This is a genomic window from Mycobacterium sp. pUA109 (assembly GCF_041287095.1).
Taxonomy (GTDB): domain Bacteria; phylum Actinomycetota; class Actinomycetes; order Mycobacteriales; family Mycobacteriaceae; genus Mycobacterium.
Map to the genome: position 1 here is coordinate 307,370 of NZ_JBGGKS010000001.1, position 14,985 is coordinate 322,354.

A 14,985-nucleotide genomic window follows, 5' to 3' on the forward strand; every position below is an offset into this window, starting at 1 on the left:
ACATGGCTAGCAACCACTCCGGGCGTAAACGGGTGCTCGAGGACCGCAGCACAGCGTGGCTGGGCAGCATCGCCGTGCTGACGCTGACCGCGGTGATCGCGGCAACAACGCTGCTGACCTCGCTGCACCTCGGCAAGACCACGTATTACGCCGACTTTCGGCAGGCCGCCAGCATCCGGTCCGGCGACGAGGTGAGCATCGCCGGCATCCCGGTCGGTACGGTCGATCAGACCACGCTGGCCGGCGATCACGTGGTGGTGTCGATGAAGATTCGGCGCGACGTGGTGCTGGGCGCGCAGACCGAAGCGGCGATCAAGTTGACCACGGTGCTGGGCGCCCGCTACATCCAACTCAAGCCGGGTGGCGACGGGACGCTTCCCGATCGGCGGATCACCGTAGCGCACACGTCGGTTCCCTACGACTTGCAGAAGGTGCTGCAGGACTCGACCAGCACCTTCGAGGAGGTCGACGCCGAGCAGTTCGCGCAGTCGATGCAGACCGCGGCCAAGCAACTGCAGGGGGTGCCGTCGATCCTGCCCGACGCGTTGACCAACGTGCAGAACCTGTCCCAGGTGATCGCCGATCGTCGCGATCAGATCGCCGGGTTGCTGCGCAGCACCGCCCAGGTGGCCGACATCCTGGGCGGCCAACAAGCCGACCTCACCACCCTGGTCAAGCAGGGGCAGCAGCTGTTCGGTGAGATCATCGCGCGACGCGACGCCGTGCTGCGGCTGATGGACGCGGCGACGACGCTGGTCAACACCACTCGCGATGTGACGGTGGGTGACAGCGCGCAACTCGACCAGGTGCTGGCCGGCATCCGCCAGGTCACCGCGATGGTGGGCGACCACGATGACCTGCTCCGCAACCTGTTTCAGGCCATGCCGCTGTCGATGCGCAACGTGGCCAACGCCACCGGCACCGGACCGTTCCTGAATTTTGCGCTGCCCGGCGGCCTGATGGTGGATTCGTGGATGTGCGCCATCAGCGGCCGCGCCGAGCAATGGCACTGGCCCGAGCGCTACCAGTACTTCAAGGACTGCGAATGACGACACAACGAATCACCCTGGTCGCGGCGATCGTGCTGGCCGCGGTGGCGGTGCTCGGTGCGGGATACGCGCTGCGGCCCACGACGTCCGCCGAACAGCACACCATCACCGCCCAATTCGACAACGCCATCGGCCTCTACACCGGCAACACGGTGGCGGTGCTGGGCATGCCGGTGGGCCGGGTCACCTCGATCGACCCCAAGGGCGGCTACGTCGACGTTGTTCTCGACATCGACCCGAAGGTCCAGCTTCCCGCCGACGTCAAGGCGGTCACGGTCGGAACGTCGATCCTCACCGACCGCCACGTGGAGTTGACCCCGCCATATCAGGGTGGGCCGACCCTGCCAAGCGGCGCCGTGCTGGGCCTGGATCGCACGAAAACCCCGATCGAATTCGACCGGATCCTCAAGATGGTCGACAAACTCGGCACGGCAATGGGCGGCGACGGCCGCGGTAACGGCCCGATGGCCGACATCCTCACCGCGACGTCGGACATCACCTCGGCCAGCGGACAGCAGATCAAGGATGCGCTGGGCCAGCTGTCGGCGGCGTTGCGCACCGGAGACGACGGCGGCCAGGCCACCCGGCAGAACATCACCACCATCATCTCGAACCTGAGCAAGCTCACCGACGCGGCGGCGCAAAACCAGGGCGTGGTACGCGAATTCGGCTCCGACATTCGCCAGCTCAGCGATATTTTGGCGCAGGAAGGCGTCGGGCAGGGCGACACCGGGCGCCAGCTCAACCAGGTGCTCGATCAGCTCAACACCCTGCTGACCACCAACGGCGACAACCTGCGGGCCACCGTCGGTAGCAGCAACTCCCTCACCCGCGCCCTGGTCGACTACCGCCGCGAGCTGGCCGAGGTCTTCGACGTCGCCCCGCTGGCGATCGACAACGTGGTCAACGCGCTGGACACCGACAACGGCATGCTCCGGGTGAGTGCGCACTTCGACTCGGTGTTTTTCGACAGCTCAATGACCAAGGAAGTCTGTAACATCCTGGGACTGCGCCAATTGGGGTGCCGCACCGGAACGATCCGCGACCTCGGCCCGGATTTCGGGGTCACCTCGGTGCTGGAAGCGATGACGAGGCTGGCGAAGTGAGCGGGCCCGCGCTCTGGCGTCGCCGGCTCGCCGCGGCGCCGATCGCCGCCGCGATGCTGGTCGCCGGGTGTTCGGTCGGGGTGGAGCAACTGCCGCTGCCCGCGCCCGGTCTCGACGGGGACAGCTACCACCTGAGCGCGGTGTTCTCCAACGCGCTGAACCTGCCCGATCGCGCCAAAGTCCGGCTCGGCGGCGCCGATGTTGGCGAGGTGGTGTCGATGACCGCCCAGGACTACACGGCCGTGGTCGACATGCGCGTCCTCGCTCACGTGCGGCTGCCCGCTGGCACCACCGCCGAGCTGCGGTCGGCCACCCCGCTCGGTGACATCTTCATCTCGTTGCGGCAACCGGCCAACGCCGCCGGGCCGGTCCTGCACGACGGTGACCGCATTCCGATCGCGTCCACCCAAGCCGCCGCCACCATCGAGGAGGTGCTGGCCTCCACGTCGATGCTGGTCAACGGCGGTGTCTTCGGGAACCTGACCCGGGTGCTCAACGGGGTGGGTTCGGCGGTCGGCCACGACGGCGAGGGCCTGGCCGCGATGATCCGGGAATCGCGCGCGTTGGTGACGACGATGACCGCGCGCACCGACGACATCCGGGCGGTGATGGGCCAGACCGCCGAGCTCGCCGACACGCTGAACAGCCGGCGCGATTCGATCAACGACCTGCTGGGGTCGTCGGCGCCGGCGCTGGCCGTCATCGCCGACAACACCGCGACGATCGTCGACCTGGTCAACCAGATGGCCGCCGTCACCCGCCAACTGGAGCGGTTCCCGTCGTTCGCCGGCACCGACACCCGCAGCCTGGTCCGCGACCTCAACGAACTGTCCCGCGCTTTCAACGAGACCGCCGTCGACCCCCAGGTCACCATGAACAATCTGCTGCGGGTGTTTCCGCCGGTGTTGAAACTGTTCAGCGCCAGCGCGACCCACTCCGATGTCGATCTGCAGCAGCTGGCGCTCGGGCACATCCCGGACAAAAACCATCTGGGCGACCCGGAATTCCACGGCCCGAAGTGGGCCGACTGGGACAACCTGGTCGGGTCGCTGCGGTTCGTCATCACCCAGTTGGGTGACCGGGTGTGGGGCCCCGACCGCGAGCGAATCTGGGGTCCGCACCAATGAACGTCGTCGAACCGGTCGCCGCGGTGGCGGTGCGGGCCGTGCGGTTCGGCGTCGCGCGCCGGCTCCTCATCTCCGGGGTGGCCCAGATTGCGTTGGTCGTCGTCGGCGCGTCCTACCTGCTGTTCGGCGCGCTGCGCGACAATCCGTTGGCCGACCAGATGACGGTCACGGTGCAGTTGAGCGAATCCGGCGGGCTGCTGGCCCACCAGGACGTCACGCTGCGGGGGGTACCGATCGGGCGGGTCTCCTCGGTCGACTTCACCGCCGAGGGGGTGCGTGCCACCGCCCGCATCGACGCCCACGCCCGGATTCCGCGCGACGGCACCATCGTGCGGGTGTCGGGGCTGTCACCGGCCGGCGAGCAATACCTCAACTTCGAGCCCACCGATGCCGCCGGACCACTGCTCACCGACGGTGCGGTGATCGGCCAGCAGCAGACCACGATCCCGACCCCGATTTGGCGGCTGCTGAGCAACATCGACGGCGTGTTGGCACAGACCGATCCGGTCAAGCTGCAAGCCGTGATCGACGAGCTGGGGGTGAGCGAGCAGGGGCCGCAAAAGCTCCGCGATCTGCTCACCGGCGGCCAGCTGCTGATCTCCACGCTGGATGGCGTGTTGCCGCAAACCATGACGCTGTTGCGCAGCAGCCGCCCGGTGTTCGGAATCCTGGACGATTCGTCCAGCGGCATTCGCACGATGGCCGATAACCTCGGCACCACGCTAGCCGGTGTCGGCGCCAAAGACGCCGGGCTACGCCGCATGCTCGACGACACCCCCACGACGCTGGCCACCGTCGATCAGCTGATTGCCGACAACTCCCCCGCCATGGTGCAACTGCTGGGCAACCTGACCACGGTGGCGCAGTTGTCCTACGTCCGGGTTCCGGCGCTCAAGCAGCTGTTCCGCGACGACCGGCCGCCGCTGCTGGACGGCGTCACCAGCCTCATGCACGGTGGCGCCATCTGGGCCATCGCCGACATCTACCCCCGCTATGTGTGCGATTACCCCCATCCGCGGGACGTGCCGTTCATCCCGAACTACCCGGAGCCCTACCTGTACAGCTACTGCCAAAACGACGACCCCGGGGTGCTGATCCGCGGGGCCCGCAACGCGCCACGCCCGCCCGGCGATGACACCGCCACCCCGCCGCCGGGGTCGGATCCGTTGCGCCGCACCGATCCCACCCCGGTGGGGCCGCACACCATTCCGCTGCCGTACGGCGGGCCGGCCATGCCGCCGGAGTCCGAGCCGCAACGGCAGGGCATTCCGTGGAACTGAGAGGAGACGACATGGGCAACACCGACGTACTCGAGGAACTCGCTACCGACAGCGACGACTCGCTCACCGCCGACGAGGGCGAGGCCGAGGCGCCACCCGACGACCCGCCTCGGACGCGACGAAAGTGGCCCAGCCGCGTGACGATCGCCGTCCTGGCGCTCCTGGTGGTCGGCCTGGCGGCGTTGAGCGGCTATCTGGGCTGGCAGGTCAAGAACACCCGCGACATCGACGCCGCCAAGGAGGCGGCGCTGCGCGCGGCCAACAGTTACGCGGTGACGCTGACCTCGGTGGACAGCGGCAACCTGGACGCCAACTTCACCGCCGTCCTCGATGGGTCCATCGGCGAATTCCACGACATCTACACCAAATCCAGCGCACAGCTACGCCAGTTGCTGATCGACCACAAGGCCACCGGACACGGCGTGGTGCTCGACTCCGCGGTCAAATCCGCGACCAAAGACCAGGTGGTGATCCTGCTGTTCGTCGACCAGACGGTGACCAATACCGAGGTCCCGGACCCGCGCGTCGACCGTAGCCGCATCGAGTTGACGATGCAGAAAATCGACGGCCAGTGGAAGGCCGCGAAGGTGGAGCTGCCATGAGCCGGTTCACCGCGCTGCGCGACGATTGGATCATGCGCTCGATGTTGGCCAAGGTCGGCGACATCCCCGAGTCGGTGCTGGTGCCCATGCTGCGCCTGGTGACCGACGACCGCCCGGCCGTCGACGCCGGCTGGGAAGCGGTGACCGCCACCCGCGGCCGCCACCGGCTGCTGGAATCCCCGCGGAAGTCCTGGCAACGGCGCTACGGTCAGTTCGTCCGGGAATTGGAGTGGACGACAACGGAATTAGTGCGCACGCTGCCCCGCGACGACGTCGAAGAACTGGTCTCCGATACGGTGGCCACCCGGCTGCGGCGCTGGCTGCGGTTCATGCTGCCGGGCTTCAACGCCGTCAAGCTGGTTCCGCCGGGAATGTATCCGGGCGTCATGGACACCGGCGTCAGCGTCGCGACGTTCCTGGTCGGCCCGATCCACCGCACCGGCGTCGAACCCGACGGCACCCTGGTGTACGAGATCCCGGAATGCGCGATGCACACCTCTGCCGGATCAGGCGCGGCGCAAGAGAATTCGTGCCTGATGGCCTGCAAGGCCGCCTGCGAGAAGGTGTTCGACCAGGCTTCGGCGATGCCGCTGGAGTTCGACCCCCACCTGCCCGGACTGTCCTGCACGCTGCGCGTTCACCCGAAGAGTTAGGACCCATCATGACCAAGCCCGATTTCGCGGCCTACACCCCGCTCTACGACGAATACGACTACACCATCGACGACGTCGCCGGTGCGCTGCCCGCCGAACTGCAAGGAACCCTGTACCGCAACGGGGCCGGCAAGCTCGACGCCGGTGGCCAGCCGCTAGGTCACCTGTTCGACGGCGACGGCATGCTGTCGATGTTTTCGATGGCCGACGGGGCGGTGCACTACCGCAACCGGTACGTCAAGACCAAGCACTACCGCAAGTCGCTGACCTCCCACGGTGCGCCGTATCGGGCGCTGGGCACCATGCGTCCCGGCGGGATCCTCACCAACGCGCTGCGGTTCCCCGCCAACGTCGCCAACACCAGTGTGGTGATGCACGCCGGCAAGTTGCTGGCGCTGTGGGAGGGTGGCCCGCCCACCGAGCTCAACCCCGACACGCTGGACACCGTCGGCGTACACGACTTTGACGGTGAGCTGAAGTGGTTGGGCGCGTTTTCCGCGCACCCCAAGTGGGACCCGGACACCAAGGAGATGTTCAACTTCGGGTTGGCGATGGTGCCGTTCCCCAAGCTGATCTGCTACCGCGTCGACCGGGCCGGCAAGCTGCACCGGCTGGGTCAGCTGAATCTGCCGGTGGCGATGTTCAACCACGACATGGGGTTGACCAGCAAGCACATCGTGTTCGCCATTCCGCCGCTGGTCTTCCCGACCAGCAAGCTACTGGGGGCCGGATTCGCGTTGCGTAACTTCATCGACGCCATCGACTACGACGCGTCGCGGGGGACAATGATCGGGCTGGTACCGCGCGACGGCGGCAAACCCCGGGTGCTGCACACCGACCCGCTGCTGCACCTGCATTTGGCCAACACCTACGAGGACGGCACCGACACCGTGGTCGAACTGGTGCACTACCACTCGTCGTGGGAGGAGCTCAACGGTCAACTGTCCACGCTGAGCACCGATAAGGCCAGCGAGGTGGGCGGCTTCGGCGGGACGCTGCTGCGGCTGCGGATCACCGCCTCCGACAAGGTGATCCACGAACCGCTCACCGACCTGCCCGGCGAGTTCCCGTCGTTCAACATCACCCGCACCGGCCGGCCCAACCGCTACACCTATCTGTCCGCCGACGCCGACGGCAGCGCCTACCCCAACGCGGTGGCCAAGGTGGACAACACCACCGGCACCGTGACCACCCACCAGTTCCCCTACGGTCACCAGCCGCACGAGGCGGTTTTCGCGGCCCGCCCCGGCGGCACCGCCGAGGACGACGGTTGGCTGCTGGTGGCCACCCAGGATGGGGTGAACAACATCGCCAGCTTGGCGGTGTTGGACGCCCAGCACATCGACGCCGGACCGGTCTACACCGGCAAGCTGCGACACCATTTGCCGCTGACCTTCCACGGCAGCTTCACCCCGCGGATCGCCCGTCCCGCGTAGCGGGGCGGGCCACCGGTCACGTCATGATCGGGGCGAACTCCGGGGCGATCAGATCGGCCACCGCACCCCACGGCACGGTGATCACCGGCAGGCCACGACCGAACTGATAGTCCGGGAAATGCAGCTCGATCCCCTGGGCGGTGGGGAGCCAGTGTTTGAAGTTGTCGTCGATCGGCGCGATCTCGCTGCCGAACTGCCACACACCCGGCCGCGGCGCGGCGTATACGGTGGGCAGAATTTTCTTGGTCTGTTCGGATAACCGGGTCAGGCCCGCACGTTTATCGGTGAATAGATTATCCCAGTCGATAAGAATTCCGCTGCGGGCGTCGAACACGCGCGTGGCGACCGCGCGGAAAGGCATATTCGGCATATCGGTGTCGTAGTCACCGACGAATAGCTCGGCCACCGTGATCGGACGAAACGATAGGGTGCCGGCGGAGTGAAATGTCCAGTTATGGGTTTTGGTCGCGCTGGGCTCGTAGGTGGCCACTTGACCGCGGGCCTCGGCGTCGATGACGTCGTTGATCGCGGCGGCGATGTCCGGGTCCCCGCCCGCGACCCGCTCGTACTGAACGGTCCAGTTGCCCAACCCATCCGGACTGGCGCCGGCGATCGTATCCGGGGTGGCCGTAAAGCCACCGGCAACATCTGCCGACACCCCGCCCGCCGCGGCCAGCGACACCGTCGCCGCGAGCACCGTGGCCAGCGCTGCCGTGCGGATTCCCCGTAAATTCATTACGCTTCCTAACGTGGGTACTGGTGACGCAAATAATAGTCGGAAATCGACCACGGCTGGCATACTTCTGCGTTTTCAACGGAGATATTGTCAAATCAGGGAATGCTGGCAACGGTGCGCCGGAGCTTTTCCTTATTTGGTGACCCGCCAAAGCCGATTACCGCCACACCCGCGCGTGCGGTGTCCGCGTGGCAGCAACTCGTGTGAGCGCAGGCGCCGCACCCCCCACTCGACCGACCAACCAGTTGGATGGTATACATCGATGATGCGCACCGGCATCTTCCTCAACTACGCCGGCGGCTTCAAGGAAGCCGTCGCCCACGTCGTCGAACTCGAGAAGGTCGGTGTCGACATCGCCCTGGTCGCCGAGGCCTACTCGTACGACGCGATCAGCCAGCTGGGGTATCTGGCGGCGAAGACCTCGACGATCGAGCTGGGCTCGGGTGTCGTCCCGATCTATATCCGCACGCCGTCGCTGCTGGCGATGACCGCCGCCGGCCTCGACTACGTCTCCGACGGCCGGTTCCGCCTCGGCATCGGCACGTCGGGCCCCCAGGTGATGGAGGGGTTCCACGGGGTCCCGTTCGACGCGCCGCTGGGCCGCACCCGGGAGGTCGTCGAGATCTGCCGGCAGGTGTGGCGCCGGGAGAACGTCTCCTACGACGGCAAGTACTATCAGCTGCCGTTGCCCGCCGACCGCGGCACCGGGCTGGGCAAGCCGCTACACCTGATCAATCACCCAGTGCGCGAACGGATCCCGATCACCATCGCCGCGCTGGGACCCAAAAACGTCGAGCTGACCGCCGAAATCGCCGAGGGCTGGCAGCCGGTGTTCTTCTACCCGGAGAAGGCCGACGCGGTCTGGGGTGCATCGCTGCGCGCCGGGTTCGCCAAACGCGATCCGGCGCTGGGGCCGCTGGATGTCATGGTCAGCGCCAGCCTGGCGATCGGCGACGACGTCGCCGACCGGCTGGCCTGGGTGAAGCCGCAGCTGGCACTCTACATCGGCGGCATGGGCGCCAAGGGCCGCAACTTCTACCACAACCTGGCCACCCGGTACGGGTTCGGCGAGATCGCCGACCGCATCCAGGAGCTGTATCTGGCCGGGCGCAAGGCCGAGGCGATCGAGGCCGTGCCCGACGATTTGGTGCGCCAGGTGTCGCTGATCGGCCCGCGCGGTTTCGTCGCCGAGCGGGTGGCGGCGTTCGCCGCGGCCGGGGTGACCACACTGCTGGTCAACCCGCTGGCCACCGAGCCGGCCGAATCCGTGCGCTATGTGGAGGAGCTGCGGCAGCTGCTGCCCGGCTGATGCCTCACTGCCCGGCCTGCGGCAATTCCTCGGCGGCGATCTGGCACGGCGTTGCCGCGGCCTCCTCGGCCGGGGGCTGCGGCGCCGCCGGTGGCGGCGAATCCGCCAGCGCCTCGGTGTGTTCGGGCTCCGCGGGCGGGTCGGCGGCAGGCACGGCGCCGTCCTGGGTCTGAGCAGCGTCGTCCTCGACGGGTGCCCGGTCGGTGGCCGCGTCCACCGGCTCGTCCTGCTCGGGTTCCTCGGTGTCCTCGGTGTTCTCGGGGTCCTCGTCGGGGTCGTCGGGTTCCTTCGCGAGTTCGTCGTCGATGCCCGTCGCGTCGTCGGCCAGCGGGTCGAGCCCGTCGTTCGGTGTTCCCAGCAGCGCTCCGATCGCGTTGGCGATCTGTCCGATCAGTCCGGACAGAGCGCCGCTGCCGGTGGGGATTTCGGCACCGAGCGGAGATCCGGCGGCCGGGTCGCCGTACGGCCCCGACGCCGAACCGTCGATGGTGGGCTCCGGCGGACGCGGCGGCGCCGGGTCGGGCGCGGGCGTCACCGGCTGCGGCGCGGGCGGCGGGTCGTGGCGTGGGGGCAGCGCAGCGGCCGGGGCCACCGGTACCGCGACCGCCGGTTGTGGGTAAGGCGTTGCGAGCTCGCCGGGAAGCGCGAAATACGGTGCCGGCGCCGCCATCGTCTCGGCGGCACCGTCGTAGGCCGCCGCCACCGCGGATCGGGTGGCCCGCATCGCGGTGAGCCAGTCAACGCGAATGTCGTTGTCCACGTACGGCGTTACCTGCCGCTCGACGACCTCGTGGGCCGCCGCCCGGTCCCCCACACCGGTCGCCACGGTCTGCGCGGCGGCCAACCACACCGGACGCTGGGCGGCGCAGCGATCATCGATGTCTATTGCGGTGGCCACCTTGTCGTCCACCAACCGCCACAGGGTGTCGATTAGCGCCGCGTAGCTGTCGGCGGCGGCGTGGACGGCGGCCGCCGCCTCGGCCCCGGCAGCACAATGCCGGCGCAGGAACGCCGTCGCCGCGTCGCCGCCCGATCCCGCCCAGGCCGCCGCCAGGTCGCCGAGCTGGGTGCGCTGCAGGCGCAGCGCCTCCTCGGCGGCGGCGGCCGTCGCCCGCAGCGCGGCGCCGTCACCGTCGAGCGCCGGCAGGTCGAGCCCGGTTTCGCCGTCGTACCAGTCGTGAACCTGCGCGTCGTGCGCGGTGAGTTCGGGATGCTGATAACCGAGCAGGTGGGCGGCGCGCACGTAGTGCTGGGTGTGGTCGACGGCAAGCTGGCCCGTGGCCAGTCGGGCGGCGACATCAGGGTGTGTCATCGTCACCCGATCCGGGCCGCGCCGTACAGTTCAACGTCGGCGTAGTGATCTGCGCTGGCCCGCAACGCCAGCGCGATTTCCGCGCTGGCCCGGGACCACTGCGTCAACTGGGCGGCCAACCGGTCGACCGCGCGGCGCAGCGCGTCACCCTGAGCAACGTAGGCGCGTCCGGCGCTGGCCCCGTCGAACCTCAGCCCGCCCAGGTGGGCGCGCACCGCCGTGGTGAGGATCTCGGCGGTGCCATCAAACTGGTTGGCGGCGGCCCGCATCGCGGCGACATCGACCCGGGTGGTGTCTTGGTGTCCCACGACCGCTTGGACGTGGCGGCGCCCATTCCGGTTCCACTACCTCCCGCAAGGGTGCGCAGATGTACAGCCCAAAGGCCGAAAACCCGTGCAACTGCGCACGCTCGCGGCTAAGGCTAAGGCTAAGGCTAAGGGTAACGGGAGTGGGCGCCGCTGACCGACTTGGCGACTCGCTGCGCGAGCTGACGCGCGGTGTCCTCGTCGGCGGCTTCCACCATGACCCGGACCATCTGCTCGGTTCCGGACGGACGCAACAGGATTCGCCCGGTGTCGCCGAGTTCCTGCTCCACCTGCTGCACCACGCTGCGCACCGAGGGCGCGGCGGCAACGGTCGCCTTATCGTCGACCTCGACATTGATCAGCACCTGCGGCAAGGTGCGCATCGCCGACGCCAGGCCCGCCAACGGCAGCCCGGTTTGGGCCATCCGGGACATCAACCGCAGGCCGGTGATGATGCCGTCACCGGTGGTGGCCAGCGCCGGCAGCACGATGTGGCCGGACTGCTCCCCGCCGAGCATGAACCCGCCGGCGCGCAGTTCTTCCAGGACGTAGCGGTCACCGACGCCGGTGGTGCGCACCGTGACGCCGGCCGCGCGCATCGCCAGGTGCAGCCCCAGGTTGCTCATCACCGTGGTCACCAACGTGTTGGCGGCCAATTCCCCGGCGTCGCGCAGGGCCAGTGCGAGCACCACCATGATGGCGTCGCCGTCGATGACGGCACCGTCGGCGTCGACGGCCAGGCACCGGTCGGCGTCGCCGTCGTGCGCCAGGCCCAGGTCGGCGCGGTGCGCCAGCACCGCCGAGCGCAGCCCATCCAGGTGCGTGGAGCCGCAGCCGTCGTTGATGTTCAGCCCGTTGGGTTCGGCGTTGATCGCGATCACCCGGGCACCGGCGGCCCGGTAGGCGCGCGGCGCCGCCGCCGACGCCGCGCCGTGCGCGCAGTCCACCACCACGGTGAGCCCGTCGAGCCGCACCGTCGCGGCCTTGCTGACCTGGCGCAGGTAGCGGTCCAGGGCGTCCTCGGCGTCGACGACGCGCCCGATGTCGGCGCCGACCGGACGCGGCCCCGGCGCCGCGGCGAGCAGGGCCTCGATCTGATCCTCGGTGGCGTCGTCGAGCTTGTGCCCGCCCGGCCCGAAGATCTTGATCCCGTTGTCGGGCATCGGGTTGTGCGACGCCGAGATCATCACCCCGAAATCGGCGTCATAAGCGCTGGTCAGATAGGCCACCGCCGGGGTGGGCAGCACCCCCACCCGCAGCGCGTCGACCCCCTGGCTGGTCAGCCCGGCGATCACCGCGGCCTCCAGCATCTCGCCGCTGGCCCGCGGGTCGCGGCCGACCACCGCGACGCGGCGGCCGGTGCGGCGGGTGCCCGCGAGCCGGCGCGCCGCCGCCGCACCCAAGGCGAGCGCCAACTCGGCGGTCAGCTCGCGATTGGCGACCCCGCGTACGCCGTCGGTGCCGAACAGTCGACCCATAGCTATCCTTTTCTGCCGCGAGCGTGCGGATTTGTCCGTCGACACGCCGAATGGCGCGTACAACGATGCACGCTCGCGGCCAGAATGTGACCGCCGATCAACGCTTGCTGTACTGCGGGGCCTTACGGGCCTTCTTCAGACCGTACTTCTTGCGCTCGGTGGAACGCGGGTCACGGGTCAAAAAGCCGGCCTTCTTCAACGCCGGCCGGTCCTCGGGCTGCGCGACGATCAACGCGCGGGCGATGGCCAGGCGCAGGGCGCCGGCCTGCCCGGACGGGCCGCCGCCGTCGAGGTGGGCGTACACGTCGAAGTGGTCGACCCGGTCCACGGTGACCAGCGGGGCCTTGATGAGCTGCTGGTGCACCTTGTTGGGGAAGTAGTCCTCCAGGCTGCGCCCGTCGAGGTCGAACTTGCCGGTGCCGGGCATCAACCGCACCCGCACCACGGCTTCCTTGCGGCGGCCGACCGTCTGGATCGGACGCTCGAGGTACACCGGTTCGGCGGCGACGGCTTCGGGGCTCTCGGCAACCGCGTCGACGGCGCCGGCCTCCTCGGTCACGGTCTCGGTCATTGCGTCACCTGCTTGATCTCGTACGGAATCGGCTGCTGGGCGGTGTGCGGATGCTCCGGGCCCGCGTAGACACGCAGCTTGCGCTGGATCTGGCGGCCCAGCTTGTTCTTGGGGAGCATGCCGGTGATCGCCTTTTCGACGACGCGGTCGGGGTGACGCTGCATCAGATCGCCGACGGTGCGCTTGCGCAGCCCACCGGGATATCCCGAGTGGCGGTAGACCCAGGTGCGTTTCGGTTTGTCACTGCTGATGGCAACTTTGTCGGCGTTGATGATGATGACGAAGTCGCCACCGTCGACGTTGGGCGTGAACGTCGGCTTGTGCTTGCCGCGCAGCAGGGTGGCTGCCGCGACGGCGAGACGGCCGAGCACCACGTCCGTGGCGTCGATGACGTACCACGACCGCGTGGTGTCACCCGCCTTCGGCGCGTAGGTAGGCACAGCGCTCCTTTTCTCGGGTTGAATCCCGGTTGGTGACCGGGTGCCGGTCCGGCGTCGACGGCCGGGTTGTTCTCGGCGACCGACAGTGACCCGAGACCCGTGCGTACCGCACGCCAACGAGGCAGCTTACCGGCGGGCATCGGTGCAGGTCAAAACGGGGCTATGTGCGCGTCTTGACCCGCGAGGCAATGGCCTCGGCCGCGTTGTCCGAGTCCAGGGTGAGATCCCAAGCGGTGTGATCAACCAAGTAGTCGTAAATATGACGAGCGAGTGCCCGCTGATCATCGTCGTCGACGTGATAGACCTCGACCACCGTGACTCCGGGCTGCCAAGAGCGCGGCCACACACTCACCTCAGCGCGCTCATCGCCCGTGCGCAGACGCGTATAGCGGCGTTCCTTCTCCACCTGGACTACGCTGGGCGCGGTCTGCACAGCTTGCGTGACATCGGCAGGCGACGGTCCGGCGCCGACGATCACATAGTCGACATTCGCCATCACTCACCACCGTTGCGAATCGTGACGTCCAGCGGGCCCTCCGGAGTGTCTCGCCCGATCAACCGGATCGCCGTCACACCAGGGTAGTTGTCGACCGCATACCGGGCCAGGTCCTTTGCTGCGTCTATCGACATGGGAGTCCGCGCCAGATCAAGAATGAAGTTTCTTTTGCCGCGGTCCGCCGCATCCCTGATCTTGGTGAGGATTGTGTTGCGGTTACCACCGGCAGGCGATTTGATCTCCCACCGCCCACCACTCGATAGTTCGACGTCCGGACGCGGCCAATCTGACGTCGGTATGAACGTGACGCGTTCGCCGAGTTCCGCAAGCCGATTGGCGGTATCCAATTCATGTTGCTTGACACGTTTGACGTGGCTGCGCGCGACTGGGTGGTCCCGACGGCTCCCCTCCATCGGGACCACCCAGCCCGCTTATCTCCCCCACACCCCGGCGGCCCGATGGTCGGTGGCCGCCATGTCGGCGGCGCCGTCGCGCACGGCGTTGCCCAGCTCGAACAGGATGCCGGTGAGCGCGGTCGCCGCCTGATGCCATTTCAGCTGTTCGGCGCGGTAGGCGCCGGCGGCCTCCCGGGTCCACACCTCCTGCAGCGGCGCGATCTGGGACCTCAGATCCTCCAGCGCGGCGTTGAACCGCGCCGAGGTGACGTGGATCTCCTGGCGCACCGAATACTCGATCTCGTCGAAGTTGTAGGCCAACACCGGGTCCATGGCGTCTCCGTTCAGCTCAGGTGGTCGCCGGCGGCCGCGATGCGGCGCGAATGCTGGTGCGCGGCGTCGCGCAGCGTGCGCTCGTTGTAGCGGATGGTCTCGGCGATGCCGTGCAGGGCATGCACCAATTTCGCCGACTCGGCGTCCCAGCGATCCATCACATCCTTGAACCGGGTGGCCGCGATCCCGCCCCACACGCCCGGCGGCACAGTGCGCATCCGGCCGACGAAGCCCTGCAGCATCGCGCGGATCTCCTCGCTGCGGGCGTCGAGGGTGGCGGCGACCGCGCGCATCAGCTCGAAATCGGTGCTCAATGCGTTCACACCTGGTTGGACTGCGGCGCCGCCGGTTTGGTTC

Annotated in this window: 17 protein-coding genes and 1 pseudogene; 8 read left to right on the forward strand and 10 right to left on the reverse strand. The window is 68.2% G+C overall.

What is annotated here, in order from left to right:
• Positions 1 to 2: 2 nt before the first annotated feature.
• From ACAG26_RS01565 to ACAG26_RS01595, 7 genes are read left to right on the forward strand one after another with little or no spacing between them, the layout of a single operon-like run.
• Positions 3 to 1,049, forward strand: a complete 1,047-nt coding sequence (locus ACAG26_RS01565) for an MCE family protein (protein ID WP_370478509.1) — start codon at positions 3 to 5, stop codon at positions 1,047 to 1,049.
• Complete coding sequence (locus ACAG26_RS01570; protein WP_370478511.1) at positions 1,046 to 2,155, forward strand: MCE family protein; 1,110 nt, start codon at positions 1,046 to 1,048, stop codon at positions 2,153 to 2,155. The genes ACAG26_RS01565 and ACAG26_RS01570 overlap by 4 nt, the downstream gene beginning before the upstream one ends.
• Positions 2,152 to 3,282, forward strand: a complete 1,131-nt coding sequence (locus ACAG26_RS01575; protein WP_370478514.1) for an MlaD family protein — start codon at positions 2,152 to 2,154, stop codon at positions 3,280 to 3,282. The genes ACAG26_RS01570 and ACAG26_RS01575 overlap by 4 nt, the downstream gene beginning before the upstream one ends.
• Positions 3,279 to 4,562, forward strand: a complete 1,284-nt coding sequence (locus ACAG26_RS01580; RefSeq protein WP_370478517.1) for an MlaD family protein — start codon at positions 3,279 to 3,281, stop codon at positions 4,560 to 4,562. Before ACAG26_RS01575 ends, ACAG26_RS01580 begins: the two co-directional genes overlap by 4 nt.
• A gap of 11 nt (positions 4,563 to 4,573) precedes the next feature.
• Positions 4,574 to 5,164, forward strand: a complete 591-nt coding sequence (locus ACAG26_RS01585; protein ID WP_370478519.1) for an Mce protein — start codon at positions 4,574 to 4,576, stop codon at positions 5,162 to 5,164.
• Entirely contained in the window at positions 5,161 to 5,817 is a 657-nt protein-coding gene (locus ACAG26_RS01590; RefSeq protein ID WP_370478521.1) for a hypothetical protein, read from the forward strand. Before ACAG26_RS01585 ends, ACAG26_RS01590 begins: the two co-directional genes overlap by 4 nt.
• A gap of 8 nt (positions 5,818 to 5,825) precedes the next feature.
• Positions 5,826 to 7,253, forward strand: coding sequence for a carotenoid oxygenase family protein (locus ACAG26_RS01595; RefSeq protein ID WP_370478523.1), 1,428 nt, complete (start codon positions 5,826 to 5,828; stop codon positions 7,251 to 7,253).
• Between the two features lie 16 nt (positions 7,254 to 7,269).
• Here the strand turns inward: ACAG26_RS01595 and ACAG26_RS01600 are convergent, their stop codons facing one another.
• Positions 7,270 to 8,052, reverse strand: a complete 783-nt coding sequence (locus ACAG26_RS01600) for a DUF3298 domain-containing protein (protein ID WP_370478525.1) — start codon at positions 8,050 to 8,052, stop codon at positions 7,270 to 7,272.
• A 202-nt stretch (positions 8,053 to 8,254) separates the two neighbouring features.
• Between ACAG26_RS01600 and ACAG26_RS01605 the strand changes: the two genes are divergently transcribed.
• Positions 8,255 to 9,298 carry an LLM class F420-dependent oxidoreductase gene (locus ACAG26_RS01605; protein ID WP_370478527.1) on the forward strand — a complete coding sequence of 348 codons (1,044 nt, stop codon included), beginning with the start codon at positions 8,255 to 8,257 and terminating at the stop codon, positions 9,296 to 9,298.
• Positions 9,299 to 9,302: 4 nt separating this feature from the next.
• Here the strand turns inward: ACAG26_RS01605 and ACAG26_RS01610 are convergent, their stop codons facing one another.
• From ACAG26_RS01610 to ACAG26_RS01650, 9 genes and pseudogenes are all read right to left on the reverse strand, one after another.
• A complete protein-coding gene (locus ACAG26_RS01610) occupies positions 9,303 to 10,610 on the reverse strand; it encodes a hypothetical protein (protein ID WP_370478530.1) in 1,308 nt (435 codons plus the stop codon).
• Positions 10,611 to 10,612: 2 nt separating this feature from the next.
• On the reverse strand, positions 10,613 to 10,918 hold the full coding sequence (locus tag ACAG26_RS01615) for a type VII secretion target (protein ID WP_370478532.1): 306 nt from the start codon (positions 10,916 to 10,918) through the stop codon (positions 10,613 to 10,615).
• 125 nt (positions 10,919 to 11,043) lie between these two features.
• Complete coding sequence (gene glmM / locus ACAG26_RS01620) at positions 11,044 to 12,393, reverse strand: phosphoglucosamine mutase (protein ID WP_370478535.1); 1,350 nt, start codon at positions 12,391 to 12,393, stop codon at positions 11,044 to 11,046.
• A gap of 97 nt (positions 12,394 to 12,490) precedes the next feature.
• Positions 12,491 to 12,921: pseudogene (gene rpsI / locus ACAG26_RS01625) on the reverse strand (30S ribosomal protein S9).
• Between the two features lie 39 nt (positions 12,922 to 12,960).
• Complete coding sequence (gene rplM / locus ACAG26_RS01630) at positions 12,961 to 13,404, reverse strand: 50S ribosomal protein L13 (RefSeq protein WP_370478537.1); 444 nt, start codon at positions 13,402 to 13,404, stop codon at positions 12,961 to 12,963.
• A gap of 160 nt (positions 13,405 to 13,564) precedes the next feature.
• Positions 13,565 to 13,900 (reverse strand): hypothetical protein, encoded by a 336-nt coding sequence (locus tag ACAG26_RS01635; protein WP_370478539.1) that lies wholly within the window; start codon positions 13,898 to 13,900, stop codon positions 13,565 to 13,567.
• The gene (locus ACAG26_RS01640) at positions 13,900 to 14,247 is read right to left on the reverse strand and encodes a hypothetical protein (RefSeq protein WP_370478541.1); all 348 of its coding nucleotides are present in this window, start codon (positions 14,245 to 14,247) and stop codon (positions 13,900 to 13,902) included. The genes ACAG26_RS01635 and ACAG26_RS01640 overlap by 1 nt, the downstream gene beginning before the upstream one ends.
• 84 nt (positions 14,248 to 14,331) lie before the next feature.
• Entirely contained in the window at positions 14,332 to 14,628 is a 297-nt protein-coding gene (locus ACAG26_RS01645) for a WXG100 family type VII secretion target (protein WP_370478543.1), read from the reverse strand.
• Positions 14,629 to 14,639: 11 nt separating this feature from the next.
• Positions 14,640 to 14,942 (reverse strand): WXG100 family type VII secretion target, encoded by a 303-nt coding sequence (locus tag ACAG26_RS01650; RefSeq protein WP_370478545.1) that lies wholly within the window; start codon positions 14,940 to 14,942, stop codon positions 14,640 to 14,642.
• Between the last annotated feature and the right edge of the window lie 43 nt (positions 14,943 to 14,985).